The 24,869-nt window shown below is 58.7% G+C and carries 24 protein-coding genes and 1 tRNA gene; 10 read left to right on the forward strand and 15 right to left on the reverse strand.

Features of this window, described 5'->3' with window-relative positions; translation table 11 throughout:
- Window positions 1-90 precede the first annotated feature (90 nt).
- The 3 genes from purE to manA are packed head-to-tail and all read left to right on the forward strand — an operon-like array spanning window position 91 to window position 3,761.
- Window positions 91-612: a 5-(carboxyamino)imidazole ribonucleotide mutase gene (gene purE, locus QDX22_RS05790; protein ID WP_279696567.1), complete on the forward strand. Its 522-nt coding sequence runs from the start codon at window positions 91-93 to the stop codon at window positions 610-612.
- A gap of 59 nt (window positions 613-671) precedes the next feature.
- On the forward strand, window positions 672-2,396 hold the full coding sequence (locus tag QDX22_RS05795) for an LCP family protein (protein ID WP_279696501.1): 1,725 nt from the start codon (window positions 672-674) through the stop codon (window positions 2,394-2,396).
- A gap of 15 nt (window positions 2,397-2,411) precedes the next feature.
- The gene (gene manA, locus QDX22_RS05800; protein ID WP_279718155.1) at window positions 2,412-3,761 is read left to right on the forward strand and encodes a mannose-6-phosphate isomerase, class I; all 1,350 of its coding nucleotides are present in this window, start codon (window positions 2,412-2,414) and stop codon (window positions 3,759-3,761) included.
- 9 nt (window positions 3,762-3,770) lie between these two features.
- Here the strand turns inward: manA and glpX are convergent, their stop codons facing one another.
- Complete coding sequence (gene glpX, locus QDX22_RS05805) at window positions 3,771-4,784, reverse strand: class II fructose-bisphosphatase (protein ID WP_122549415.1); 1,014 nt, start codon at window positions 4,782-4,784, stop codon at window positions 3,771-3,773.
- Window positions 4,785-4,942: 158 nt separating this feature from the next.
- Here glpX and QDX22_RS05810 point away from each other — a divergent pair, with 158 nt between their 5' ends.
- From QDX22_RS05810 to QDX22_RS05820, 3 genes are all read left to right on the forward strand, one after another.
- A complete protein-coding gene (locus tag QDX22_RS05810) occupies window positions 4,943-5,641 on the forward strand; it encodes a DUF4245 domain-containing protein (protein ID WP_279696504.1) in 699 nt (232 codons plus the stop codon).
- Window positions 5,638-6,282, forward strand: a complete 645-nt coding sequence (locus QDX22_RS05815; RefSeq protein ID WP_279718156.1) for a carbonic anhydrase — start codon at window positions 5,638-5,640, stop codon at window positions 6,280-6,282. The genes QDX22_RS05810 and QDX22_RS05815 overlap by 4 nt, the downstream gene beginning before the upstream one ends.
- 73 nt (window positions 6,283-6,355) lie before the next feature.
- Window positions 6,356-7,783 carry a class II fumarate hydratase gene (locus QDX22_RS05820; RefSeq protein WP_279718157.1) on the forward strand — a complete coding sequence of 476 codons (1,428 nt, stop codon included), beginning with the start codon at window positions 6,356-6,358 and terminating at the stop codon, window positions 7,781-7,783.
- A 100-nt stretch (window positions 7,784-7,883) separates the two neighbouring features.
- Here the strand turns inward: QDX22_RS05820 and QDX22_RS05825 are convergent, their stop codons facing one another.
- From QDX22_RS05825 to QDX22_RS05835, 3 genes are all read right to left on the reverse strand, one after another.
- On the reverse strand, window positions 7,884-8,165 hold the full coding sequence (locus QDX22_RS05825; RefSeq protein WP_279718158.1) for a hypothetical protein: 282 nt from the start codon (window positions 8,163-8,165) through the stop codon (window positions 7,884-7,886).
- Window positions 8,166-8,251: 86 nt separating this feature from the next.
- The gene (locus QDX22_RS05830) at window positions 8,252-9,499 is read right to left on the reverse strand and encodes an amidohydrolase (protein WP_279718159.1); all 1,248 of its coding nucleotides are present in this window, start codon (window positions 9,497-9,499) and stop codon (window positions 8,252-8,254) included.
- A 131-nt stretch (window positions 9,500-9,630) separates the two neighbouring features.
- Window positions 9,631-10,164, reverse strand: a complete 534-nt coding sequence (locus tag QDX22_RS05835; RefSeq protein ID WP_110099623.1) for a prepilin peptidase — start codon at window positions 10,162-10,164, stop codon at window positions 9,631-9,633.
- 141 nt (window positions 10,165-10,305) lie between these two features.
- Here QDX22_RS05835 and QDX22_RS05840 point away from each other — a divergent pair, with 141 nt between their 5' ends.
- On the forward strand, window positions 10,306-10,977 hold the full coding sequence (locus QDX22_RS05840) for a rhomboid family intramembrane serine protease (protein WP_110101148.1): 672 nt from the start codon (window positions 10,306-10,308) through the stop codon (window positions 10,975-10,977).
- Between the two features lie 43 nt (window positions 10,978-11,020).
- Here the strand turns inward: QDX22_RS05840 and QDX22_RS05845 are convergent, their stop codons facing one another.
- The 4 genes from QDX22_RS05845 to mca all read right to left on the reverse strand — a co-directional run bounded on the left by QDX22_RS05845 (window position 11,021) and on the right by mca (window position 14,619).
- The gene (locus QDX22_RS05845) at window positions 11,021-12,346 is read right to left on the reverse strand and encodes an RNA 5'-3' helicase PhoH2 (RefSeq protein WP_233242962.1); all 1,326 of its coding nucleotides are present in this window, start codon (window positions 12,344-12,346) and stop codon (window positions 11,021-11,023) included.
- Between the two features lie 201 nt (window positions 12,347-12,547).
- Window positions 12,548-13,327, reverse strand: coding sequence for a polyprenyl diphosphate synthase (gene uppS, locus QDX22_RS05850; RefSeq protein WP_122549413.1), 780 nt, complete (start codon window positions 13,325-13,327; stop codon window positions 12,548-12,550).
- A 9-nt stretch (window positions 13,328-13,336) separates the two neighbouring features.
- A complete protein-coding gene (locus tag QDX22_RS05855) occupies window positions 13,337-13,708 on the reverse strand; it encodes a hypothetical protein (RefSeq protein ID WP_110099627.1) in 372 nt (123 codons plus the stop codon).
- Complete coding sequence (gene mca, locus QDX22_RS05860) at window positions 13,708-14,619, reverse strand: mycothiol conjugate amidase Mca (RefSeq protein WP_279675444.1); 912 nt, start codon at window positions 14,617-14,619, stop codon at window positions 13,708-13,710. The genes QDX22_RS05855 and mca overlap by 1 nt, the downstream gene beginning before the upstream one ends.
- A 228-nt stretch (window positions 14,620-14,847) precedes the next feature.
- On the opposite strand from mca, the gene QDX22_RS05865 reads away from it, so the two are divergent.
- The 3 genes from QDX22_RS05865 to QDX22_RS05875 all read left to right on the forward strand — a co-directional run bounded on the left by QDX22_RS05865 (window position 14,848) and on the right by QDX22_RS05875 (window position 16,969).
- On the forward strand, window positions 14,848-15,363 hold the full coding sequence (locus QDX22_RS05865) for a DUF4307 domain-containing protein (protein WP_279675384.1): 516 nt from the start codon (window positions 14,848-14,850) through the stop codon (window positions 15,361-15,363).
- Window positions 15,364-15,619: 256 nt separating this feature from the next.
- A complete protein-coding gene (gene greA / locus QDX22_RS05870) occupies window positions 15,620-16,117 on the forward strand; it encodes a transcription elongation factor GreA (RefSeq protein WP_110099629.1) in 498 nt (165 codons plus the stop codon).
- A 183-nt stretch (window positions 16,118-16,300) separates the two neighbouring features.
- Window positions 16,301-16,969, forward strand: coding sequence for a GPP34 family phosphoprotein (locus QDX22_RS05875; RefSeq protein ID WP_279718160.1), 669 nt, complete (start codon window positions 16,301-16,303; stop codon window positions 16,967-16,969).
- Window positions 16,970-16,984: 15 nt separating this feature from the next.
- On the opposite strand, the gene ilvA is transcribed toward QDX22_RS05875, so the two are convergent.
- From ilvA to QDX22_RS05910, 7 genes are all read right to left on the reverse strand, one after another.
- The gene (gene ilvA / locus QDX22_RS05880) at window positions 16,985-18,259 is read right to left on the reverse strand and encodes a threonine ammonia-lyase (RefSeq protein ID WP_279718161.1); all 1,275 of its coding nucleotides are present in this window, start codon (window positions 18,257-18,259) and stop codon (window positions 16,985-16,987) included.
- Window positions 18,260-18,313: 54 nt separating this feature from the next.
- A complete protein-coding gene (locus tag QDX22_RS05885; RefSeq protein WP_279718162.1) occupies window positions 18,314-19,504 on the reverse strand; it encodes an AI-2E family transporter in 1,191 nt (396 codons plus the stop codon).
- Window positions 19,505-19,727: 223 nt separating this feature from the next.
- Window positions 19,728-20,546: a Bax inhibitor-1/YccA family protein gene (locus QDX22_RS05890; RefSeq protein ID WP_279718163.1), complete on the reverse strand. Its 819-nt coding sequence runs from the start codon at window positions 20,544-20,546 to the stop codon at window positions 19,728-19,730.
- Between the two features lie 145 nt (window positions 20,547-20,691).
- A complete protein-coding gene (locus QDX22_RS05895) occupies window positions 20,692-21,552 on the reverse strand; it encodes a SurA N-terminal domain-containing protein (protein WP_279675387.1) in 861 nt (286 codons plus the stop codon).
- Between the two features lie 141 nt (window positions 21,553-21,693).
- A tRNA-Leu gene (locus tag QDX22_RS05900) sits at window positions 21,694-21,767 on the reverse strand.
- Between the two features lie 132 nt (window positions 21,768-21,899).
- Window positions 21,900-23,309, reverse strand: coding sequence for an NAD(P)/FAD-dependent oxidoreductase (locus QDX22_RS05905; RefSeq protein WP_110099633.1), 1,410 nt, complete (start codon window positions 23,307-23,309; stop codon window positions 21,900-21,902).
- A gap of 122 nt (window positions 23,310-23,431) precedes the next feature.
- Window positions 23,432-24,868, reverse strand: a complete 1,437-nt coding sequence (locus tag QDX22_RS05910; protein ID WP_279718164.1) for a S8 family serine peptidase — start codon at window positions 24,866-24,868, stop codon at window positions 23,432-23,434.
- Between the last annotated feature and the right edge of the window lies 1 nt (window position 24,869).

Raw genomic sequence — 24,869 nt, forward strand, 5'->3', positions numbered from 1 at the left:
GTTTCATCCGACCATCCTGAACAGCACAGCACCGCCCAAACCACAGCACCGCAACCACACGGTGGTACGGCTCCTCGCGTGGGCTTGGTGATGGGTTCGGACTCAGATTGGCCGGTCATGCAGGAGGCGGCCCAAGTTCTCGAAGAACTAGGGGTCAGCTATCAGGCCGATGTCGTTTCCGCACACCGGATGCCACACGAAATGATCGCATACGGCACCCAGGCAGAAGCCAATGGGCTCGAAGTGCTGATCGCCGGAGCCGGCGGAGCAGCGCACCTGCCCGGCATGTTGGCCTCGACCACGGTGCTACCCGTTATTGGCGTACCGGTGAAGCTCAAGTCCCTAGAAGGGCTAGACTCATTATTGTCCATCGCGCAAATGCCCGCCGGGATTCCGGTGGCCACCGTCTCGATCAACGGAGCACGCAACGCCGGATTACTGGCTGCCCGCATCCTGGGGGCTTCGCACCACGATGCCGAGACAGCACAAGCTCTGCGTGACCGGCTGCACACCTTCGCCGCCGAGTTGCGCGATGCGGCTCATGCCAAAGGCCAACGTTTGCGCTCAACTTTGGCTGACCGTCCTGGTAACGCTGGGCAAGCGACGACCTAAACTCGCCACCTCACATACCACCGTAGGTCTGTTACCAACGACTAAACTCCGGTAGTACTATGACGCCTCCCCCTCCCCGCCCTACCGCTACTCAACGCGGAGTTGCTAAGGAATCAGCTGCTGCCCGGCGTGAACGCTATGAGCGCTTCGAAGCCCAATTCGAGGGCTATCGCAGCGACGATGCTCTCGTTGACGTCTCTGCTGGGACTTGGAAACAACGCACCAAACGCGCTTTCATCATGATCGCGCTGACCATTTTTGTCCCTGGTGGCGCGCAGTCGATTACTGGGCGTCGAAAATTGGGGCGCTTCGGATTGGGCGTGACTGTTGCCGTGTGGGCGTTAATTGTGGTCACCGCGCTTTTAGCTCTGTTTGCGCGAGGCTTCCTGCTTCACATCCTCAGCTATCCCTCCGCTCAGCTGCTCTTGGTGGTCGTGCTGACCTTCTTAGGTCTGGTGTGGCTCGTGCTGTGGATCTCAACTTTTTCCATCATTGGCCTACGTGCCTTAGCGCCGGGGATGAAACCCATCGTGGCTGTGGTGACCACCCTGGCGATGTTGCTGACCTCGGGGTCCATGTTCGCTGCCGCGTTGATCGTGAACTCTTCCCGAACCACCATCGGCAATATCTTCGCCTCCGGCCCGGCGTTGGCCCCGGTCGATGGGCGCTATAATTTTCTGGTCATGGGTGCAGACGCCGGTGAGGGGCGCGCCGGTCTACGGCCCGATTCCATTTCGGTCGCCTCCATCAATGCCAAAACCGGTCAGATCATTTTGTTCTCCATTCCGCGCAACTTCCAGAACGCGCAGTTCCGGGAGGGTTCTCCGCTCTGGGACGTCTACCCCAACGGATTCGACTGTGGCGATGAGTGCATCATCAACGCGTTGTACACCGATGTGACCAACAATCACGCCGACCTCTACCCCAACGCTGACGATCCAGGCGCTGAAGCGATGAAGGATGCGGCCAGCGGCATTCTCAACCTGGAGGTTCAGGGCTACATCATGCTCGATATGGACGGTTTCGCCCAACTCATTGATTCCATGGGCGGGGTCACGGTGACCTCCGGTGGCTGGGTCATTCACCGCGGTACCCGCCCGGATACCGGACAATGGGGTAATATCTGGTGGGGTCCGGGAACCTACACGTTCTCCGGTGATGACGCGCTGGCTTATGCACGATCGCGTAAATACTCTTCGGACTATTCTCGAATCCGGCGTCAGCAATGTATCCAACAGGCGATGCTCGCCCAATTTGATCTGCCAACACTCTTGACGAAATTCCAAGACATTCTGAGCGCCGGCGAACAGATCGTCGAAACCGATCTGCCCGGTCAACAGCTGGGTACGTTCTTGAACCTCGGCGCCCAGTCACAGAAGTTGCCCTTGAAACGTCTCACGATTGGTGCGCCCGACTTCGGCGAACAAGGCGACCAGTTCTCCACCTATCCTGATTTCGATCAGATTCATCAGCGGGTAGGTTCCCTTGTGGCTGAGGACGGCACTCCGCTCAACGCGGCGACCGGTACCCATGTCACTCCCCTAGCAACGCATCTGGCCCCTGTCTCGGTGCACATTCCCACCGATATTGAAGGTGATGAGATCACCGGGCGGGAACGTGGTGGCGCCACCTCGCAAGACTCCGAGGACTGGCCAGAACCGCCCAAGCAACCCAATGGTGAACCGCTCACCGAAGAATTTCTGATGCAAGCCGATGATGCCGGACAAACCGCGATCCTGGAGGAAGCTTCCTCCACCAACCAGTACTGCCACCCCGGGGACTAGGACACCGGTGATTTCATGACTTCCCACACACAGACCGAGCCCATGCCTGCGTTCTTCGCGCTTCAGGGCACTCTGAAAGACTACGACTGGGGCTCAGTCACTTTGCTAGCGGACCTGCAATCCCGCGAACCCACCGGGCGACCCGAAGCTGAGATGTGGTTCGGCACACACCCGTCGGGAATCTCCGCTGTGCACATCGACGAGCACGATCTCAATCCTTTCGACTCAGCCCCGCAAGGTCAGGAACACCCCACGGTCCCGCTGACCGAGATCACCGGAGAGCTTGGCTTTCTTACAAAGCTCTTGGCAGCCGCCCAGCCCCTGTCGTTGCAGGCTCACCCCAACCAACAGCAGGCTCGCGAGGGCTTCGCCCGAGAAAACGCCGCCGGTATCGCGCTATCAGACCCGCGCCGGTGTTTCCAGGATGATCAGCACAAACCTGAGATGCTGATCGCACTCACGCATTTCGTCGCCCTGTGTGGTTTCCGGGATCCGGTGCAGGCCTCCTATTCTTTCCAGCGTCTGGCCGAGGCCGAAGCAGAACACCACGAGCAGGTCACCACCGACCTCTCAGCAGCCCTGGCCCGGATTTCCTTGCTTCTTAGCGGTGGCAACATCCGGCAAGCCCTACACTTGCTCTTGGACCCTTCCGGACCCTGGGTCGATCCAGAATCCGGGTGGGTCGAACGAGTGATCCAAGTCATCCATCACGCCGAACAACTTCGTCGGGATGACCAAAGCCTCGATACCGCCGCCTTGGCAGCGGACTTCTTCCCCCGAGACCCGGGCGTGTTGGTCACGTTGCTGATGAACCGGGTACAACTGGCCCCGGGACAGGCCATCTTCCTCGCCGCGCAGCAGCTCCACGCCTATGTGGAAGGACTCGGGCTAGAAGTCATGGCTGCCTCGAATAACGTCGTGCGTGGTGGGCTGACCAGCAAGCATATTGACCGAGACCAGCTCGATACCATGCTCGACTATGCGCCGGTGGGTGAACCACTGGTCTACCCCCGTGATGAACGTGCCAACACCGACCTCGCCACAGGCATTACGCTCAGCTCGCTGTGCCCACCGGTCGAGGAATTCTGCGTACTTCGCGCTGATTTCGAGACCGAGAACCTCAGCTTAACTCTCGACCCTGCCACTGTCTTAGTCCCGGACCTCGCCCAGCCGGTGATCCTGGTCTGCACCGCCGGGTCAGTGATGCTCTCCAGTGGAACCCGCCAGCTGGAGCTCAACCCCGGTCAGGCGGCCGTGCTCCCGCACGCCAGCGCTTCCCACGCAGCCGGAGCCCCGGTATCGATGGTCGCCCAATCCGCAAACTCCACGGTCTTTGCCACTGGCGTGCCCACCGCGCGGAGTTAGCGCCCACGTTTAGCGCTCTGGCGCCGGCACCCACTTATTCCACTTATCCAGCCGGTGCTCTGCTTCAACGATGCGCACCGTTCCGGACGTTGAACGCATGATGATCGACTGGGTCTCAACCCGGTCCCGGTAGTACCGAGCACCACGCAACAGGTCACCATCGGTGATGCCTGTGGCCGCGAAATAGCAGTTATCGGATGACACCAAATCATTGGTGGTCAGCACCCGATCCAGGTCATGGCCGTATTCAAGTGCTTTCTCGCGCTCGGCTTGATCGGTGGGAGCTAGCCGGCCCTGAATCATTCCGCCAATGGCCTTCACCGCGCACGCAGTGATGATGCCTTCCGGGGTGCCACCAATGCCGAGCATCATATCCACGTCGGTGTTATGCCGGGCCGCGGCGATACCGCCGGCCACGTCGCCGTCCATAATGAACTTCACGCGAGCACCAGCTTCACGAATTTCTCGCACAAGACCCTCGTGACGGCCACGATCCAATACGCAGATGTTGAGTTGTGAGACCGGCTTATCCAGGGCCTTGGACAGCAGGTGCACGTTCTGTTTAACCGGCAGACGCAAGTCCACCATTTCAGCAGCCTCGGGTCCGACGATCATCTTTTCCATGTAGAACACTGCCGAGGGGTCAAACATAGTACCCCGCTCTGCCACGGCAAACACCGACAACGCGTTGTTGTATCCCATCGCAGTCAGCCGGGTGCCGTCGATGGGGTCCACCGCCACGTCAACTTCAGCGCCAGAACCGTCGCCGACCTCTTCGCCGTTGTACAGCATCGGGGCTTCATCTTTCTCACCTTCACCGATCACCACGGTGCCACGCATGTTCACGGTGTCCATGAAGGCGCGCATCGCGTCGACCGCGGCGCCATCGGCACGGTTCTTATCTCCGTAGCCCACCCAATGACTGGCAGCAATCGCGGCGGCCTCGGTGACCCGGACCAGCTCCATTGCCAAGTTTCGGTCCGGGCGTGTCGGGTCGGTGGTGCCAATGTCTTCGCTCGTCATAGTGTGCTCCCAGCTGTGGATCATGTTCGGTGAGCCGAATGATGGCTCGTGTAGTTGTTCTTCCATCGTAGTCCGTCGTCCTCGATGCCACCGTCGGTCGCACTCGCCGCGTCGTAAGCTAGCCACCCCACGGTCCGCATTGCTGGCAGAATGGAGGGGTGAGTTCTGAGCGCCAAGACCAGTCCCGCCCCGCTGGGGCATCCGAGCAACCCATGGAGGCGCCCAAACCGCGGGTCACGAAATCCCAGTCACAGCGGATGCGTCAAAATATTCAGGGAATCGCCTATTCGGTGTTAATCACGCTGGTCGTGGTCGGTATTGTGATCGCTTTTAACCCGCGCCAAGGTGGCAATTACGACCTGGACATTGACGTCGCAGCCACCGCGTCCGAGGCCAGCAGTGTGGCCAGCTTTGATCCTGTCATTCCCGAACTTCCCGAGGACTGGTCGGCCAACTACGCCCGCTGGCACAATCCCTCTGCCGATGATGACACACCCTACTGGTCGGTGGGGTACTCCAGCGACGACGACGAATTTTTTGGTGTCGATCAGGCGGCTGAGGCTGGAGAGTTGTGGATTGATGACCGGGTCAAAAGTGGCGAGCCCCAGGGTGCTACAGAAATCTGGAACTATCCCTTCGAGGTCTACTATGCAGAAGATGGACACACCTACTTAGTTGGAGAGGTCCCCGACCCGAAGGCCACCGAACCGGTCACCCTCGTGGTGTCAGGTTCGCTACCCGACGACCAGTTATCGCAGCTGACCGCAACATTGATCGAAGACCGTGAGGTCGCCGTGGAGAACACCTCGGCTACCGCACCATCCACTGCTACCCCGCCCCAGGAGGCTGACGCATGACCGATACCCCCACCGTGGACGCCAACGCTACACTGACCCCTGACCAGGCGTGGCAAGCGCTTAAAGACGGCAACGCCCGATTCGTCTCCGGACAAGTCACCCACCCGCACCAGAATGCTGCCCGTCGCCAAGAGCTGGCCACCTCTCAAGAACCCATTGCGATCATTTTCGGATGCGCTGACTCGCGGTTGGCTGCCGAGATTATTTTTGATGTCGGTCTCGGCGATGTATTCGTGATTCGCACCGCCGGGCAAGTCATCGACGATGCCGTGCTGGGTTCATTGGAATTCGGTGTTGGCGTGCTCAATATACCGCTGATCGTGGTGCTGGGCCACGACTCTTGCGGTGCAGTCACCACCGCCGTGGAGTCCTATGAGTCCGGCACCGTCCCCGGTGGCTTTCTGCGTTCTTTGGTCGAGCGCATCACGCCATCGGTCATGGCGGCCCGCCAGGCCGGCATCACCGACGTCGACGGCACCGTGCTAGAACACACCGACCAGATGGTCCACCGGCTGGTTGACTCCAACCGGGTGGTGGCCGAGGCCGTGGAAGCCGGTCGCACCGCGGTGATGGCCCTGACCTATTCGCTAGCCGACGGCACCGTGCAGGTCGGCGATACGCTAGGACCTGTCACTGCCTAAGCCCCACCGTCCCCACTCCAGGCCCCCCTTCGATCCGTCACATCCGTCAGATCAGTCAGAGAGGACACAACCAATGACCGAACAGCACAACGACCAGCAACAGTACCGCACTGAACACGACACCATGGGTGAGGTTCAAGTCCCCATCAACGCGCTGTATCGAGCCCAGACCCAGCGGGCCGTGCAGAACTTCCCGATTTCGGGCAAGCCGATCGAACCGCAGAACATTCACGCCCTGGCGCAGGTCAAAAAGGCCGCTGCCCGCACCAATCAGGAACTGGGTGTGCTCGACGCCGAGCGTGCCGAGGCCATCATTGCCGCAGCCGATCAGGTCATTGCCGGTGAACACGACGGCCACTTCCCGGTCGATGTCTTCCAGACCGGATCCGGAACCTCCTCAAACATGAACACCAATGAGGTCATCGCTACTCTGGCCACCCGCGCTCTGGCTGAGACCGGTTCGGACACCGAGGTTCACCCCAACGACCACGTCAACGCCTCCCAGTCCTCCAACGACGTCTACCCCACCTCGGTGCACGTCGCCGTTACCGGAGCGCTGATCAACGACCTCAAGCCGGCCTTGGATACCCTGGCCAGCTCGCTCGAAGCCAAGGCTGAAGAATTCGCCGAGGTCGTCAAATCCGGTCGGACGCACCTGATGGATGCCACCCCGGTGACTTTGGGCCAGGAATTCGGTGGCTATGCCGCTCAGGTGCGCTACGCCATCGAGCGTATCGACGCCTCGCTACCCCGAGTAGCCGAGGTTCCCCAGGGCGGTACTGCCGTCGGTACCGGGATCAACACCCCGAAGGGCTTCTCCCAGCGCGTGATCGAGCTCTTAGTGGAACAAACCGGTCTGCCCATCACCGAGGCTCGCAACCACTTCGAGGCTCAAGCCAACCGTGACGGCCTGGTGGAGGCCTCTGGACAGTTGCGCAATATCGCCTACTCGCTGATGAAGATCAACAACGACCTGCGCTGGATGGGATCGGGCCCCAACACCGGTCTGGGCGAAATCGCGATCCCGGACCTTCAACCGGGTTCCTCCATCATGCCGGGCAAGGTCAACCCCGTGATCTGTGAGGCTGTCATCCAGGTGTGCGCGCAGGTGATCGGTAACGACACCACTGTGTCGCTGTCTGCTACCAACGGTGCGTTCGAACTCAACGTGGGTATCCCGGTCATGTCAGCGAACCTGCTGGAGTCCATTCGGCTGCTGACCAACTCTGCGAAGGTCATGGCGGAGAAGATGATTGCTGGCATTCAGGCCAACGTTGAGCGCGCTGCCTTCTTGGCTGGTGCGTCCCCGTCGACCGTGACCCCGCTGAATAAGCTGATCGGCTACGAAGCAGCTGCCAAGATCGCCAAGCACGCCGTGAACGAAAAGGTCACCGTGCGTGAAGCCGTTATTGCCCTGGGCTATGTGGACCGAGGTGACGTTACCGAACAACAGCTCGACGAGGCCCTGGATTTGATGTCGATGACCCACCCCGGCGAGTAAGCTCCCCGGGACCAGCATCGTCCCAAGATCACCACGCACCGACCACCGCAGGCTCCGAACAGTTCGCGACAGCGTTACTGCTCCGGGGCCTGTGGAGTTCCTACTGGCTGATCAGCGCACGCCGAGGACGTCTCCTCCCGGCGGTATCAGGCTGTGCGAGAGCAAATACGCCCATGTGGGATAGCGCGACCAACAGCAATGACACCGCCTGCATGTTGATCAGCAAGCCAAACAGCGCAAAAACCTTCGAGAAGTAGGACAGCCACGAGGTCACCTGCAACCACCGATGCCTCCGGTGGCGTCGGCGCGGTGCTAAGACCTGTTTGGCCCAAGGGCCCAGCATCGTTGCGACGAGTAGCATGACGACAATCTGTGAGACCAAAACGGCCGTCTCTGGAGTAAAGTTCACGCCATGGAGCATAACCGCGTCACGACGTTCAGAACGAGAGGGGGAACACGATCGATCCGCTAGCTTTGGGGGGCTTGGTCCTGTCCCAAATAGGTCAACGCAGCTGCGAGGTGCGCCTTGATGCCAGCTTCCAGCGTGGGATCGATGACCGGAGCGAAACCCGGTGAGTGGTTGACCGGGATGTTTTCGACCAACGTGCCGTTTTCGAGACTCGAGCGAAATAGCTTCGGGTCGGTGCCACCAAGTTGCCAGTAGTGATACGGCACTCCGAAGGCATCAGGGATGATGTTGAAGTCCTCCGAGGCCGGCACCCGCGCGCTACGGAACACCTGACCATCCTCAAAGACCTGCTCAAAGGCCTCAGCCACTCGCTCGGTCAGGCTCTCATCGTTGGTGGTCAGCGGGAACTGGTCGTAGTATTCAATCTCCGGTTCTTTCTCAACTCCAGCAGCCTCGCATTCGGCCTGTACAATACGATCGATGCCGGCCACCAGTTTGTCACGCACCGCACTGTCGTAGGTGCGCAGATTAAGACGGAGCTCGGCTTTATCAGGAATGATGATGGCACTGGACCCAGCGTTGAGCGCGCCGACGGTCACCACACCAAAGTCGGAGGGGGAGATCTCCCGCGAGACCAAGGTCTGCAAACGCAACACGATCGTCGCGGCGATCACGACCGGGTCGATGGAGTTTTGGGGCAAGGATCCGTGGGCGCCTCGACCGTGGACGGTGATCTTCACCGAATCGGCGGCCGACATGACCGGGCCGGCAACGACGCCGATATGTCCGGCTTCAAAAACCATCACGTGCTGGCCAAAGCACACATCGGGGGTCGGGATCTTGTCGACCAAGCCGTCTTCAACCATGGCTTTGGCTCCTGCAGCTTTTTCTTCTCCAGGCTGGAAGAGGGCGATGTAGGTTCCGGACCAGGCGTCGCGGTGTTGGAGTAGCACATCGATGGCTCCGAACAACGTGGCCATATGCATATCGTGACCGCAGGCGTGCATCACGCCCTCACGTTCCGAGGTGTAATCCAACCCGGTGTTCTCGGTCACCGGTAGTCCGTCGATGTCTGCCCGGGCCAGCACGGTCGGACCCGGGCCGTTCGTGATGACCGCCACGACTCCCGTGCCACCAATACGCTGTGTCTCCAACCCCAGGTCGGAGAGCTCTTTGTCAATAGTGTTGGCGGTGTCGTGTTCCTGCATACTCAGTTCAGGGTTGCGGTGCAGGTGTTGATAGAGCTCAGTACGTTGGGCAACGATGTCTTTCAGGTCATCGAACAGAGCAGAAAGAGCTGATGACATGATGGCAACCCTCCAAAAAGTCGGTCATCGGAATAGTGGACCCGACAGGCGTCGGTGGACGTGATGTCCACTCTAGGATCAGAACCGGTGTTCGTGCTAGGACACATCGCCTCTGGAGCCCCAGGTGACATTTATCCCAGCAAAGCGAAGGTGGCTGCGAGGATCATCGCTGGCCCGAACGGAATGCGTGAGGCCCAGGTCGCCGAGGTGAACACCACCGCAACCAGGGAAATGAGGCCACCCAACACGAAGCCCAACACTAGCGCCACCACCGTGGCTTCCCAGCCGACAAAACCGGTATAGGCGCCCAGCCCGGCGGCAAGTTTCACATCCCCCATGCCCAAGCCACCCCGGGTGATCAGATGCAACACAAACATCACCGCGGGATATCCGAACAAGCCCACGACCATCGTGGCTAGTCTGCCATGGGCTACAGAATCCTGCGGAGCGATCAACGTGCTCACGCCTAAGAAGGCCACTGCGCCGATGGCCAAGGTCGCAGTCCACCCGTTGGGTAGCCGGTGTTGCCGCACATCAACCGTGAACAACACGATGCAGCTGACCACATAGATCAGCATCGCGATGACACAGCACAGCCACACGAACCCCGGGGTGTGGGCTGAGAAGGTCATTTCCGACAGCAGGCTGAACACAGTTGCGAGCATACCGAAGAGACATGCGGTCTCACGAGCGCGAGTGCGCCCCCTGTGGGTATCTCGCCACAGCTGACCGGTAGGGAGTTCTCAGTAGACTGGACACTAGAAACTCACCTACCCTTTGTTGTCCCCTGAAGGATCGGACCGGTTATGGCCCTTTTTCGTTCCCGTACAGATGAATCCGCCGAGTCACGCGAGCAGTCCAGCGATGACAATTCCCTAACCCGTCGCATTCTGTGGGCGTGGGCCCCGGTCTTGGTGCCGCTGGCGGTCATGTGGGTTTTGCAGATCATCAACGCCGTCACCGGGTATGCATTATCGAATGCCGCCGGTATTCAACCACGCAGTCTCGAGGGGTTGGTCGGGATTGTCGCCGCTCCGGTGCTGCACTTTAGTTTTTCTCATCTGCTCTCCAATACGGTGCCCTGGATCATCCTGGGCACACTCCTGGCGGTGATCACGCGCAAGTATGGTCAGGTGACCCTTCAGATTTGGCTGATTTCCGGTGTCATCACGTGGCTGATCGGCGGTTCCAACTCGGTGCATACTGGCGCGTCCGGGGTGATCTACGGTTATGCCGCGTTCTTGATGATCTACGGCATCTTGGTCCGTAAATTCTGGGCCATGCTGATCTCGGTGATCACGATTATCGGCTATGCCGGACTGGTATGGGGATTGTTCCCGCAGGCAGGTGTGTCCTGGCAAGGACACCTGGGCGGGGTGATTGCCGGCATCGTGGCCGCGCTGACGCTCACCAAAGATATCCGGGCTGAACGCAAGGCGTTAAAAGAAGCCAAGCAGGCCCGACGTATCGTGTCCTGACCTGCCTGGCTTGTGTACGATGTGTGGGGCTGCGGCCCGGGGCTTAGTGCATGCGGTCTTCAAGTAGTTCAGTCACCAGCGCTGCAATCGGTGAGCGCTCCGAACGGGTCAGCGTGATGTGGCCGAATAACGGGTTATCCTTCAGCGTCTCGACAACTGCAGCAATACCGTCGTGACGGCCCACACGCAGGTTATCGCGCTGCGCTACGTCATGGGTCAGCACGACTTTGGAGTTCTGCCCGATCCGGGACAGCACCGTGAGTAGCACATTGCGCTCCAATGATTGGGCCTCATCGACCACCACCCACGACTCGTGCAGAGACCGGCCGCGAATATGAGTCAAGGGCAAAACCTCAAGTAATTCGCGCTCGATGACTTCATCCATCACGGTCGGAGACACCAACGCTCCGAGGGTGTCAAAGACCGCCTGGGCCCACGGAGACATCTTCTCACCCTCTGAACCGGGCAAGTATCCCAGGTCCTGTCCGCCCACTGCGTAGAGCGGACGGAAGACCACGACCTTGCGGTGATCGCCACGTTCCAACACTGCTTCCAAACCTGCACACAGTGCCAGCGCCGACTTACCGGTGCCGGCGCGACCGCCCAGCGAAACAATCCCGACACTGGGATCGTTGAGCAGGTCGATGGCGAGACGCTGTTCGGCTGAGCGGCCGTGCACGCCGAAGACTTCGGTGTCACCTTTGACCAGTTGAATCTGGTGGTCTTCGGTGACGCGCCCTAGTCCGGAGCCGGTGCCGGAGTTGAGAACCAGCCCGGTGTTGATGGGCATCTCTGCCACACGATCATCCAGCAGGTTCTCTCCGGAGTAAAGCTGGGAGAGTTGCTCGTCGGTGACGTCCAGGCGGTCCAAGCCGGTCCACCCGGAAGATTTGACCAGTTCGTTGCGGTATTCATCGGCTTCCAGCCCCATGGAGGAGGCTTTGACGCGCATGGGTAGGTCTTTGGACACGACGGTGACGCGTTCACCTTCATCAGAGAGGTTCTGAGCCACCGCGAGGATGCGGGAATCGTTATCGGTTCCACGGAAGCCATAGGGCAAAACGTCAACCGAAATGTGGTTGAGCTCGACCACCAGTTGACCGCCTTCGTCATTGAGCGGGACCGGCTGGTTTAGCGACCCATGTTGGACGCGTAGATCGTCCAACAACCGTAATGCTGAGCGGGCAAAATAACCCAGTTCCGGGTCGTGACGTTTCTTCTCCAGCTCAGAAATGACCACGATCGGTAACACGACTTTGTGCTCGGCGAACCGCAGCAGAGCGTGCGGGTCAGACAACAAAACCGAGGTATCCAGGAGATAAGTCCTGACCTCGGTTTCTGATGCTGGGGTCTGTTGGTTTTGGTCGATATTGTGTTCTGCCGCCGTGGTCTGCGGAACGGAAACAGAACGGGGAGGGGTAAGCGACACGGTGGAAGCTCCTGCCGTTAATGTAAGAGGTCTCTCGGTTACGTACCTTTCCTGACGAGTCAGAGGGTACGGGCATTCAGTGAGAAAGAGCTAACCAGGACATGAACTCCCGGTGAATCCCGCAGGTGCGCAGCTGTGGCTTTAACTCCCGTACCGGCGCTGTCGTGAGGCATAATCACGCAGGGCACGCAGGAAATCAACCCGCCGAAAATCAGGCCATAGAGCTTCACAAAAGTAAAATTCGGCGTAGGCTGACTGCCACATCAAAAATCCGGAGAGTCGCTGTTCACCGGAGGTCCGAATCACCAGGTCCGGGTCCGGAAGACCTCGGGTGTACAGTCGGTTCGAGATTTCTTCGATGCTGAGTTTTTCCGCCACGTCACCGGGGGTTTGTCCTTGTTCTTCTGCTTCGATCAGAAGCTCTTTGACCCCGTCCACGATTTCTTGACGACCGCCGTAACCGACTGCCACGTTCACGTGCATCCCGGATTCATTGTGTTGGGCACCGCGCCGCGTAAGGTGACGGATTTGTTCGGAGAGCGATGCTGGCAAAATCTCGGTCGACCCCACGGGTTGGACTTTGATCGGCCGACCGTTGATTTCGCCTTCTTCCAGCCGTTTGAGCGTATCGGAAATAATAGCGACCAGGGACCTCAACTCGGAGGCATCCCGATTCAGATTATCGGTGGAGAGCATATAGAGAGTCACCATCGGGATCCCGATCTCTGCGCTCCACCCCAAGAACTCGAGGATCTTATCGGCACCGGCTTGGTGGCCCCGGGCAGTAGGCTCCCCCGCGGCTTTCGCCCAGCGCCGGTTGCCGTCCAGGACGACACCGATATGCCCGGGCAAACGGGAGGCGTCAAGGCCTTGAGTTAACCGGCGCTCGTAAAGTCGATAAAACAGGTCGGGATAGTCCATACCCCAACTCTAGCGATGCTCCCGCCCAGATTCAGGCTCTTGTGGCTCGAGCGGAGGCGAGTCCAAATAGCCGGGGTACTTCTTGCGCATCATTCCGAGACGGTCAGGGCTGAGCTCGTCGATCTCAGGGCGCTGGCGTTGTTTCTCAGAAAGTCTTGGCTGGTTTCGCTCCACCAGCATATCTTCGGCGGTTTTGGAACGTAGCTTCACTTTGCGGACCGAGCGCACCATCATGCGGATGACCACCACGGACAGCGCCACCATCAGAAAGGTCAGCAGAAACCCTTCAATACCCGGAGTGACCTCTTCCTGGTCGAGTCCAGGGCGCAAGTTCGATTCCTCAGCGGCCAGCAGGACCGCGGTCTGCAGGGCAGTTGTCATCAGGCCTCTTTTCCCTGATCTGCCTGGTCTGGGGTGGGGGTGCGCAGACCGGAGAACAGGTCGGTTTCGGGCAGGTGAGTTGGTACGCGCGAGTCAATCAGCACGTAGTCTTCCCAGGGCCAGGCATCCCGCACAATGTCGTGGGGGGTGAAGAAGAACCCGTGCGGATCGATCTGTGTGGCATGAGCCCGTAGTGCAGCATCGCGACGGTCCAGGTAGTTCCCCACTGGAATCTGTGTGGTGACCTGGTGCTTGGTCAACCGCCACGCGTCCGGGTCTTCACCGGATTGCAACCGCTCGTACCACTGAATGCGATCCGCATAAGGCGAGGTCTGGCCGGAGGCTTCATAGGCTTTGTGCAGGGCAAAATATTTATCCGGGTTGAAAGCCCGGTCATAGTACAGCTTGGATACTTCCCACGCTTGCCCTGTGCCCGGATAGGCTTGCGGATCGCCTGAGCTTTGATACGCCTTGACGGTGATCTCGTGAGCGCGCAGGTGATCGGGGTGCGGGTAGCCACCGATCTCATCATAGGAAATCAGCACATGGGGGCGAAACTCTCGAATCAGTCGTACGAGCACCGCGACCTGAGTATCACGATCAGAATTGGCAAAAACCCCATAGGGTAATTCGGGAACCGGGTCGCCTTCTGGCAGGCCCGAATCAATAAATCCGAGCCAGCGGTAGTCTATGCCGAGCGCTTGAGAGGACTCTTCCATCTCGACTCGCCGTACCGCGGTCATGTCTCGGTGCAAACGGGCAACCTCACCCTGGTAGTGCTGGTTCAGCAACGACCCAGCTTCTCCCGAGGTGCACAATGCCACCATGACGTCAGCACCGGCATCCTCATATGCTGCCATCATCGCCGCCCCCTTGGAGGATTCATCATCGGGGTGTGCGTGAACAGCCATCAGGCGCAACCCTTGGGAGGGCGGAACATCGGTGGCTTCTGGACGCTGATAGTCACTCGGCTGCGTGCTACCGTAGTCCTCGGATCCTACGGGTACACCAAACTCTGGGTGTTGCGATGATCCGGACCTTTGTTGTGTTGAAACGCTCACGAGTTGTCTGTACTCCTGATCCACTGCTTCACGGTCACATTGGCTGTGCTACGCCGTGGCTGGGTAGAGTTTAAGTCTATGGTCAATAGCCCAGTTCCGGCGCAGGCATCGGCTTCTGATAGCTTAGCCAATCGTTATGGTCGCTCCCAAAGTAAGAACTCGCCTGAAAAGCAGGCGCGACGGCGTCGTTGGGGGATCATTATTGCGGTGACGGCTCTCATTCTAGCCGTAGCGCTCGCCGGTGTGTGGACCTACTCGATGACCGAAGACCGATTGAGCTATAAAGACGTGGGCTTCGACATCGTCTCCGAAGATCATGCCACTGTTCGCTTCCAGCTCACTAAAGAGCACGACGCCACGGTCTCCTGTGCGGTGCAGGTGCTGGCCGATAATTATGCGGTGGTGGGATGGAAAACAGTCATCATTGGCCCTGAGGCCGCCGGTGAACAAATTGATTCCAGCCCCTCAGATCTGACTAGTTACTACGACGTCCAGGTCCGAACCGATGGGCTAGGAACCAATGGTGGCGTGAATGATTGCTGGTACTACGAAGACGGTCCCAGCAACATCTCATATTTTGATGTCGAACGGTAGCCTGCCTGGCGCAAGAGAGCCCGACGGACGCTCCCACAGCGACCAGACTGCACAGTGTCGCGGTCCAGTGCTAGAATTCTCCCTAACCCCGCAAAAGCGTTGACGAAGTCCCGTCGTGGGGGCATGCGAATCGCATCCGATAAAATCGGATTCGGTTAAACCGCACGCCCCACGGCGGGTCTTTGTGCAGTAAAGAACTTGACGTGCAGTGGACAACTCAAACTTTCCCTGCCAAACGATCCTTCAAGGAGGAATTATGACCACCTCACCCTCAGCTCCTTGGCTGACCCAAGAAGCCTATGACCGGTTGAGCAAAGAACTCGAATACCGCGCTGGCGAAGGTCGTCAAGAAATCGTCGACCGCATTGAAGCGGCCCGCGATGAAGGCGACTTGAAGGAGAACGGCGGGTACCACGCCGCTCGTGAAGAACAGTCCAAAAACGAAGGCCGCATCGCGGAACTAAAACAGCTGTTGGAGAACGCAGTTGTGGGCGACACGCCGCAGGACGACGGCGTCGTTGAGGCCGGTATGGTCGTTGAGGCCACCGTCGGCGGTAACGAAATGACCTTTATCTTTGGTAACCGTGAAATCGCTTCCGAAGACGAGCAACTCGATGTTTACTCGGAGCGCTCTCCCCTCGGCGAAGCAATTCACGGTCGTCAAGCTGGTGAAACCCTGTCCTACACTGCCCCGAATGGTAAGGACATCGAAGTTGTTCTGAAGAAGGTTACTCCCTACAATCCTGGAAAGTAACTTTTTCAGAAGCTTCGCCTCCTCCCGGGCCTCGCGTGCAACACCGAGGCCCGGGACTTGCTTAAGGGACAATATTCCTGGTGTTATTTCCCCTTGCCCACTGTGCTGAGAGCAACCACGCAGATGACAAAGTGGCTGGTAGACCATCTGTGATTGTGGCAGTTAACTGCTAGCCTAGGATTTGTGAAGATTGTAGAGCGTTTCGTAGTACTCAGCCTGGAGTTCCAAGACGAGCTAGCAGGAGTTTCCTCCCTGCTCTCGAAAGCACGGGTGGCAGCCACCATGGCCGATTTGGAGACCGATGGCGTGGTGTCCTTTACCCCCGCCGAGCTGACCGAACCGTGGAACATGGATGATCCGAAGATTATCGTCAAGGAAAAAACTCCGAGCTCTCCGGCCTTGAACGACGTCGTCGAGAAACTGCGCGATAAGACGGGCGATGAGCTCTCCCGGATCGTGAAGTCCAAGAAGTTCGATCCGTTGCAGGGTGTCTTGGACAACTTTGAGCACAACGGTTTGGTGTCCACCCATAACCCAGGACCGTTTAGGCCAACGCGCTACGAGCTCGTTCTTGATACCACCGCTGAAGAGGTCATCACGCCACTCACGCAGGTGCTGTTGGGGCGTCGTGAGCCCACCTACGAAGACCGTCTACTATTGGGCATCATTGAGAGCATCAACGCCACCGGCCTCATGTTCGCGACCGCCAACGCTGATTGGGAGCAAAAGGACTTCAGCAACCGGGTGCACGAGCTTGATGGGCACCACCCGGTGCTGTCGGTGTTGCACGCTCAGACCAGTGGCACCTCAGCACTGATGGCTAAGTCGCAGTTAGGACCAGCTACACTGTAGCCACGTCCCCAGGCCTTAGTGCGTGATTTCGGGCTCATAGCCACTTTCACGAAGTTTTTCAAGCAAGTGGTCTGAGTGGTAATGGCCACGTGTTTCCATATTAATGGTGATATACACTTCGCCCATGCCCAGCGAAGGACCGATTGAGGTGTGGTCCACTCCGATGACATTCGCTTCGGCCTCGGCAATAATCCGTGACACGTTCTTCAGCTCGCCTGGCCGATCTCGGAGGGGAATCCGCACGGTGAGATAGCGTCCGGCTGCCAACAGACCCGACTGAACCACTTTGAGCATCAACAGCGGGTCAATATTGCCCCCGGACAACAGCGCGACCACTGATTTCGGTGCCAGCCCCAGGTCCTTCAGCTTCCCCGACATCAACGCCGCCACCGATACCGCACCGGCTGGTTCGACCACCATCTTGGACCGCTCCAATAAGAACACCAAAGCGTTAGCGATTTGGTCTTCAGAAACTGTCACCACGTGATCCACGAGATCCTTGATGATGCTAAAGGGTAGATTGCCCGGACGGCCCACCGCAATGCCGTCAGCAATCGTCGTGAGCTGCTCGAGAGAAACGACGCCGTCAGCGGCCAGCGAGGCCGGGTAGGCGGCCGCATCTTCGGCTTGCACACCGATAATCGTGATGTCGCGTCCTTGTCGCCGCGCCAGTTCCTTGATGGCGATTGCTGTCCCTGCCAACAGTCCCCCACCACCGATACTGGTGATCACCGTGTCGACATCGGGTTGTTGCTCGAGAATTTCGAGTCCAATAGTTCCTTGACCTGCCACGACCTTCTCGTCGTCGAAGGGATGAATAAACGTTGCCCCGGTTTTTGCTGCGTGGTCCTTCGCTGCTGCCAAGGCTTCGTCGACGTTATTGCCAAGCAAGACGACTTCCGCGCCGTGATCTTTCGTAGCCTGAACCTTAGGTAATGCTGCTCCTAGGGGCATGAAGATCGTGGCGCGCAGTCCAAGTTTTGAGGCCGCTAAGGCAACACCTTGGGCGTGGTTTCCTGCAGAGGCAGCCACCACCCCGTTGCCTTTGTCCTCTTCGGGAATGTGATACATCCGGTTGTAGGCGCCCCGCACTTTGAATGAGCCAGCACGCTGAAGATTTTCGCACTTCAGATGCACCGTGGCACCGGTCATCCGCCCCAGCGCTCTGGAGTGCTCCATGCCGGTTTCCACCGCTACCGCGCTAATGACGTCGCGCGCAGCAAGAATATCGTCGAAACTCACCGGCACCTCAGCGGGCAATACAGGTACAGAAGAATCAGTGGATGTCACGAGTCGGTCTCCTGAGGGTTGATACGCGATGGATGAGAGCAGCAGATCGGATCGTCAGAGGTCGCCAGCGCTGGGCGCCATCTCGTCAGGTGCTTCCGGGTCGACCGCGTGGGGATCTTTATTCTTCTCCCATGGTCGCGCCGACAGATATTTGACGAAAGAATTAGCGAAGGCAATGGCCGGTACCGCAAAGATCGCCCCGACGATACCCATCAGCGCTGTACCGCCAGAGACAGCGAGGAATACCACCAAGGGGTGTAGCTGCACGGCGCGCCCCATAACCAGTGGTTGCAGAATATGTGATTCGGCTTGTTGCACGATCAGCACCACCACTAACATCAACAGCGCGTTGACCCAACCGTTGGCAACCAGTGCTAGGATCACCGCGATCGCACCGGTCAAAACCGCACCAATCATGGGGATGAAAGAACCGAGGAAGACGAGCACCGCGAGGGGCAGGGCGAGCGGGACCGAGAGTAGCCAGGCGCCCAAGCCGATTCCGACCGCGTCGACGAAGGCCACGAAGATTTGGACCCGCACATAGCTTCCCAGTGACTTCCAACCGGCGTGTCCGGCTCCGTCGATTGCACGGCGGTGGCGACGTGGCACGAAGTTGAGCATAAAATTCCAGATCCGGGAACCGTCGATGAGGAAGAAGATCAACGCGAATAGCGCGATCAGTGTTCCGGCACCGATGTTCGTTGCGGTGGAGCCGAAGCCGATAGCCCCGGAGACGAGAGCGTCGGAATTCTGGGTAAAGGTCTTCCAGACGTCGGCCAGGATTTCTTGCCATCGGTCTGTGGTGAGACCGTAGGACTCGGCCAGGGCGAAAAGTCCCACGATGCCTTCTTGGATCTGCTGCCACATATCAGCGAACCCGACGGCCAATTGTTGCCCTGCCAGCCACAGCAGTCCCACGATGAGCGAGAGGAAGCCCAGCATCACGGTAACTACCGACAGCCAGGCCGGGAACCGAAACCGGTTTTTCAAAAAGCTATGCACCGGATAGAGCAGGCTGGACAACAAAGCAGCGATCAGTAGCGGGACTACGAGCAGGGAGACGTGTGAAAACAGCCAAATTCCGATACCTGCCGCGACGACAATAATAATGAACTGTAGCGCCCATCCAGTTGCGACAGTTACACCGTAGGGAATGTCAGTCGCTAGTTTTCTCCCGACTTCAGCCAAAGTAGGCGAGTCGAACTCTGAGTCCTCGACAGGCCTTTTCGGAGGGGCTGAACTCATCGGCCAGGTCCTCTCTGTGCTGATCACTACGGTAAAGGCTCGTGCCAAGCCTCAACCCTTGTAAGCATACTCTGTCCCGGAAATTGTGAAGAAAACCCAAGACAGAACATACGCGGGCGGTGTCACGCAGACTAACCAAAGGTGGCCTCAGCGTGACACCGCCCGTATTATCGGTCACCTCAGATCGTGACCTGACGAAAACACGATACCCGTGCGCCGGAAATCACGCATCGGCCATCTCGCTCAAGATCGACAGCACACGCAGAATTTCCAGGTAAAGCCAGGTCAAGTCGGTGACCAAGCCAAATGCTGCAGTCCAGGCGAAGGAGCGTGGGGCACCGTTGCGCACACCCTGCTGGATCATGGAAAAACTCATCACCAGCGAATAAGCGGCCAAAACGATCGCGATCACGCCGACGATGACACCCAGCCAGCCCGAACGTAGACCGAACATCCCCTCGGTGACTCCGGTAATCATCAGCACGAAGTTCACCAAAGCAAATACGGCGTAACCCAGAGAGGCCAGCATGAAGATCTGCATTCCACGAGCCGTAGCACGGACCTTACCAGAGGAGAATAGCGCCAACATCACCAGGAAGACGCACAAGGTCGCCAGAACAGCCTGGCTGGCCACCCCCGGGTACATGGCGTCCAAGGTGAGGGAGATCCCCCCAAGGAACAGGCCCTCCGCGAGGGAGAACAGCGTGATCAGCAACGGTGAGGGCTGCTTTTTGAACGCGTTCACCAAGGACAGGACGATCGCGCCAATAGCACCGACGAGCGTTGCGGGACCGACGATTCCGCCCAATCCGAGCATCGTTCCGGCAAACCACAGTCCCAAAGCTCCGACCACCACCACGGCTAGCTGGGAAGCGGTTCGCAGGATCACATCGTTGTAGCTGACTCGCCCGGTATCCTGTGGAGTCGCGGAGGGGCGAGCATACATCTCTTCGAGTTCAGATGCGGAAATGGTCTGAGGGGTCTGCACGCCCCCAGAAGCTTGTTGCTTGAAATTGTCGGAGTTAAAGACTGGGTTGGCCATGGGCCGTCCTCTCGTATCTGACGGTCAGGTGTTCATGTGCCAGTCTAACGGTAACCACTGCGCCGGTGTTAGCTAACTACCCGCAAGCTAGGTTAACTACCAGCGGTGATAATCCCCTGCTGTATGGCACTATCCGGCACACTTGTTACTTTGCGTCCTCGTCGCTATCGTCCTCAGAGCTAGATTCTGTAGTAGCGGGGGTTTCGAGGAAAATCTCGATATCGGCATCCTCGCGTAAATCCTCCACCATTTCAGTGATCGCTTCATTCTCGTTTTGAAGCTTGACCTGCTCTTCCAGGTCGTCCTTGGACTCTTCAAAGCTCGGTAGCTGGTCTTCGCCCGAGGCGGATTCCGACGATCCATCCTCGGCCTGTGCGGACGGATCAGCCGAGGCTTGAGCCTCCATGAGTTGCTTCTGTTGTTCCATCTGGTCGTCGTAGAGATCTTTGAGCTCTTCTTCCGAAGGCTCTTCAACATCGAGAGTCTCGATCAGCCGATCCATGGCAACTTGTTTCTTGGAATCTTCACGCAGTTGTTCCTCGTCCATGCCTTGTTCCTCAAACTGCGCGATGAGCTCGTCCTGAGATTCCAGCCCTTGTTGTTTAGCAAAGTCATCGAGGAACTCATCGACATCATCCTCTGTGACCTCGATATCTTGGTCCGCTGCTTCTTGGAGCAACAGCTCATTGCCGATCATGATCTCCAGGCTCTCCTGTTTGAGCTGATCTTCGTCAACGTCCGAACCGCTCATTTGAGCCTGGTACGCCATCTGCTGATACTGAGACTCATAGTTGGTAGCAAATTCCTCTTTGGTGATCTCGGTATCGTTGATCGTGGCCACCACGTCGGGAACGTCGTCGAGATTTGGTTCCGGAAGCGCTCCTTGGTCGCCAGCCGATGCAGAGGCTTCGGGCGCCCCATCTGCGTTTTCCTCATCTGCACTACAGGCTGACAGGCTCAACATGGCAATCAGTGCGATGGAACTGAGGATCTTTTTGCCGAGCAAACGTCTACCGTCCCTTCGGGTTGGGTGTCAGGAGCTGTCCTCGCGCCGGTTGTGCGTCTCCTTGGGATGATCACCCCGAGTGTAGTCCCCGAAACTGAATAGGCGATTCAGTGAATCATCAGCCTCTATTCAGGACGCCGGTACCCCCAGTCAGACTCGAACTGACAACACAGCGATTTTAAGTCGCTTGCCTCTACCAATTGGGCTATGGGGGCTCGTTCGTGGTTCCGAGACATCACAACGCCCCGGCCAGAACACCTTCCAGATCATACTGGAGGCGCTCGACCGGGGCCGTTGTTTTAACTCAGCGCGTCACAAATGTCATCTGCGCTGGTGTGATCGAGAGCTTAGGCTTCGATTTCTTCGGTCTTCTTGGTGAACCGTGACGGAATCTCAGGCTTACCGGCGGCCTTGCGGAAGGCGTTGAACGGACGCTCCAGACGCTTGGTCTGGGTAGTGTCTGTACCCCACAGCAGTTCCTGGATCCAGCCGGAGACCACGCGAGACTTGCGCTCAAGGGTCGGCAACGCGTAGGCGTGGTAGACACGGTGTGCCAGCCAGGCGGGCAGGCCGTTGAGTTCAACGCCCAGCGGGTTACCGACGCCCTTGCCAAGCCCCATTCCGGCAACGGTACCCAGAGACTTGTGGTAGTACTCTTCAACGACACCTTCGCCGAAGCGTACGGCCAATAGGTTTTCGGCCAGGCGCTTCGCCTGACGGCCGGCGTGCTGTGCGTTCGGCACACAGAATCCACCGGGGCCATCACCGGTCAGATCCGGCACAGCGCAGATGTCGCCACAACCCCAGGCACCTTCAGTCACGCCACCGTCTCCATCCGAGATCTGCAGAGTCGGAGTAACCTCGATGCGACCACGGTCGTCCACCGGGAAATCGGTTTCTTTGGCCATACCGTTGGCGGCAACACCGGCGGACCACACGATGGTGTCAGCGTAGAAGGATCCGGCCGGTGAATCGTCACGCATGTCTTTGAGCTTGACTTCGTAGTCAACGGCGCTGTCCAGCGAAGTGTTCAGCAACACCTCGATGCCACGGTCGCGCAGGTGCTCGACAACGCCTTCCGCCTGCGCTTCAGAGACCTCGGGCATAATGCGTCCCATGGCTTCAACGAGCACGATGCGAGCCTCGGACTGCGACAATCGGGAGTTACGGGCGATGGCGTTGCGGACCAGGTCATCGATCTCGGAGATGGTCTCCACACCGGCGAAGCCACCACCGACTAGCACGAAGGTCAGCGCGCGACGACGCTCAGCAGCGTCGGTCATCAAGGCTGCCGACTCGACGCGTTCCAGGATCTGGTTGCGCAGAGTGACTGCCTCTTCAATGGTCTTCATACCGATGCCGGTCTTATCTAGACCGTCAATCGGGAATACACGGGTGTTAGAACCTGCGGTCATCACGATGTCCTGATATGGAATCTCGAACTGTTCGCCGTCTTCGGCGGCTACAGTCGCGATCTTCTCGGCGTGAGAGACATTGACGACCGAGCCCTGAACGATTTCGGCGTGCTTGAGGTGAGTGTGCAGGTCCACCGTAGCGTGGCGGGCCTCAATGTGTCCGCCGAGAACCTCGGGCAGGAACGGGAGGTAGGTCATGTATGCGTTGGGGTCAACGACGGTGACCACACCGCCCCGATCACGAACTTTTTTCTGGAGCTTCCGTGCAACAGTGATACCGGCGTAACCGCCGCCCACAATGAGCACGCGTGGTTTCGGTGATAATTGAGGAGTTATAGCCATGTTTCCTATGTTAGGCCGGTTACGCGCGGTTGTGAATTCAACAGCGACGGTTGATTGTATTAACTACACAGTGAGATCTATACCACATTCTGACACGGTGAGATATTCAGGTTGTGGGCGGGCTAACGACTCGTGGGACGACCAGCAGCTCGGCGGGTGGCCAATTGCCATATTCCGGTCCCGGCCAGCGCTACCACCAGGCCCGTCCCACCGATGACCATGACAGGTTGCCACCAACTGGCCGCACCGGTCATCGGTGTCGCGGGAGTGGATTGGGCTGTGGCATCCCCCGGCAGTTCGGTGGGCACCTCCACCGGCTCGTGGCCCTGATATTGGTCAGACCTACCGGTGAGCGCATCGTCGTCAGATGAACGACGGTGTACGCGGATCCACTCGGCCATCGAGCCCATCGGGTTTTCCGTTACGGTCGGCACCTGCGCGGTGACGGCCTGTTCGGCATTGATCACTCCGTGACCGTAGAGCGCATCGGTGCCGGAATCGCCTGCAGGTTGGGCCCTGGACAAAATTCGGTTGATGACTTGTGCTGCCGAATCCTCCGGATGGGCCGAGCGCACGAGCGCGACGAGGCCCGAGACCAGCGGTGCGGCACCAGAGGTTCCCGACCAGTTCTGATACCCGCCATCCGGGGTTGCTCCGACCAGCGGGTCGGCCGGGGCGGCCACACCGATCGTGATGCCCTCAGTGGAAAAGTCCCAACTGGCGGATCCATCCGCGTCCAGTCCTGCCACGGTGAGTACACCAGGGATGGTGGCCGGGGCTCCCACCGTCGTCGATCCGCCGGCCCGGTTGCCGGCAGCCACCACGACTACCACGTCGTTTTCCTCAGCGTAGAGAAAGGCATCGTCCCAGGATTCTGGCCAATCTTGTTCGGAGGAGGCCAGTGAAATATTGATGACATCGGCACCATGATCAACCGCCCAGGTCACGGCTTCAGCAATCTGCTCTTCGGCGCTAGGAACATCCTCGCCCTCGCCGAGATAGACCGAAATGCTCAGCAGCTGCGCTTCGGGTGCGGTCCCGATGATGCCGTCGTCTCCGGGACCCGGTTCAGCAGAGGGCTCCGATTCTGGTTCTGTGTCCGTCTCGGCATCCTCAGAGGCGTTGGAATCTTCCTCGTCATTGTCGTCGTTCTCGGGCTCTTGCTGAGTGGCTTGGTCAACCTCGCGCAGATTATTGCCGTGCCCGGCCACCAGAGACGCGACGCTCGTGCCGTGGTGAGGGTCCTCACCAATCGGTTTGGTACCGTCGTCGTGACCCTGCCCCGACACATCGGTTCCCCCGACCACTTGGCCAGTCAGATCCGGGTGCGTGTCATCGATACCGGTGTCAATCACCGCAACGGTGACCCCCTCGCCGCGGGTTTCTTTCCAGGCTTGGTCGAAACCGTACTCGGTGATCCACTCTTGGCTGTCCCGCCATTGATCGGCCTGCGCTTTGGGCACCGGTGTGCTGACCAAGCATAACAACAGAGCAAGAGCCAGTGTCGTCGCACGTAAAACTGCATCGCTCAGTGGCTTGACGATCACCACGACCTTCATG

This window comes from Auritidibacter ignavus, from assembly GCF_029853775.1.
In the GTDB taxonomy this organism is placed as follows: domain Bacteria; phylum Actinomycetota; class Actinomycetes; order Actinomycetales; family Micrococcaceae; genus Auritidibacter; species Auritidibacter ignavus.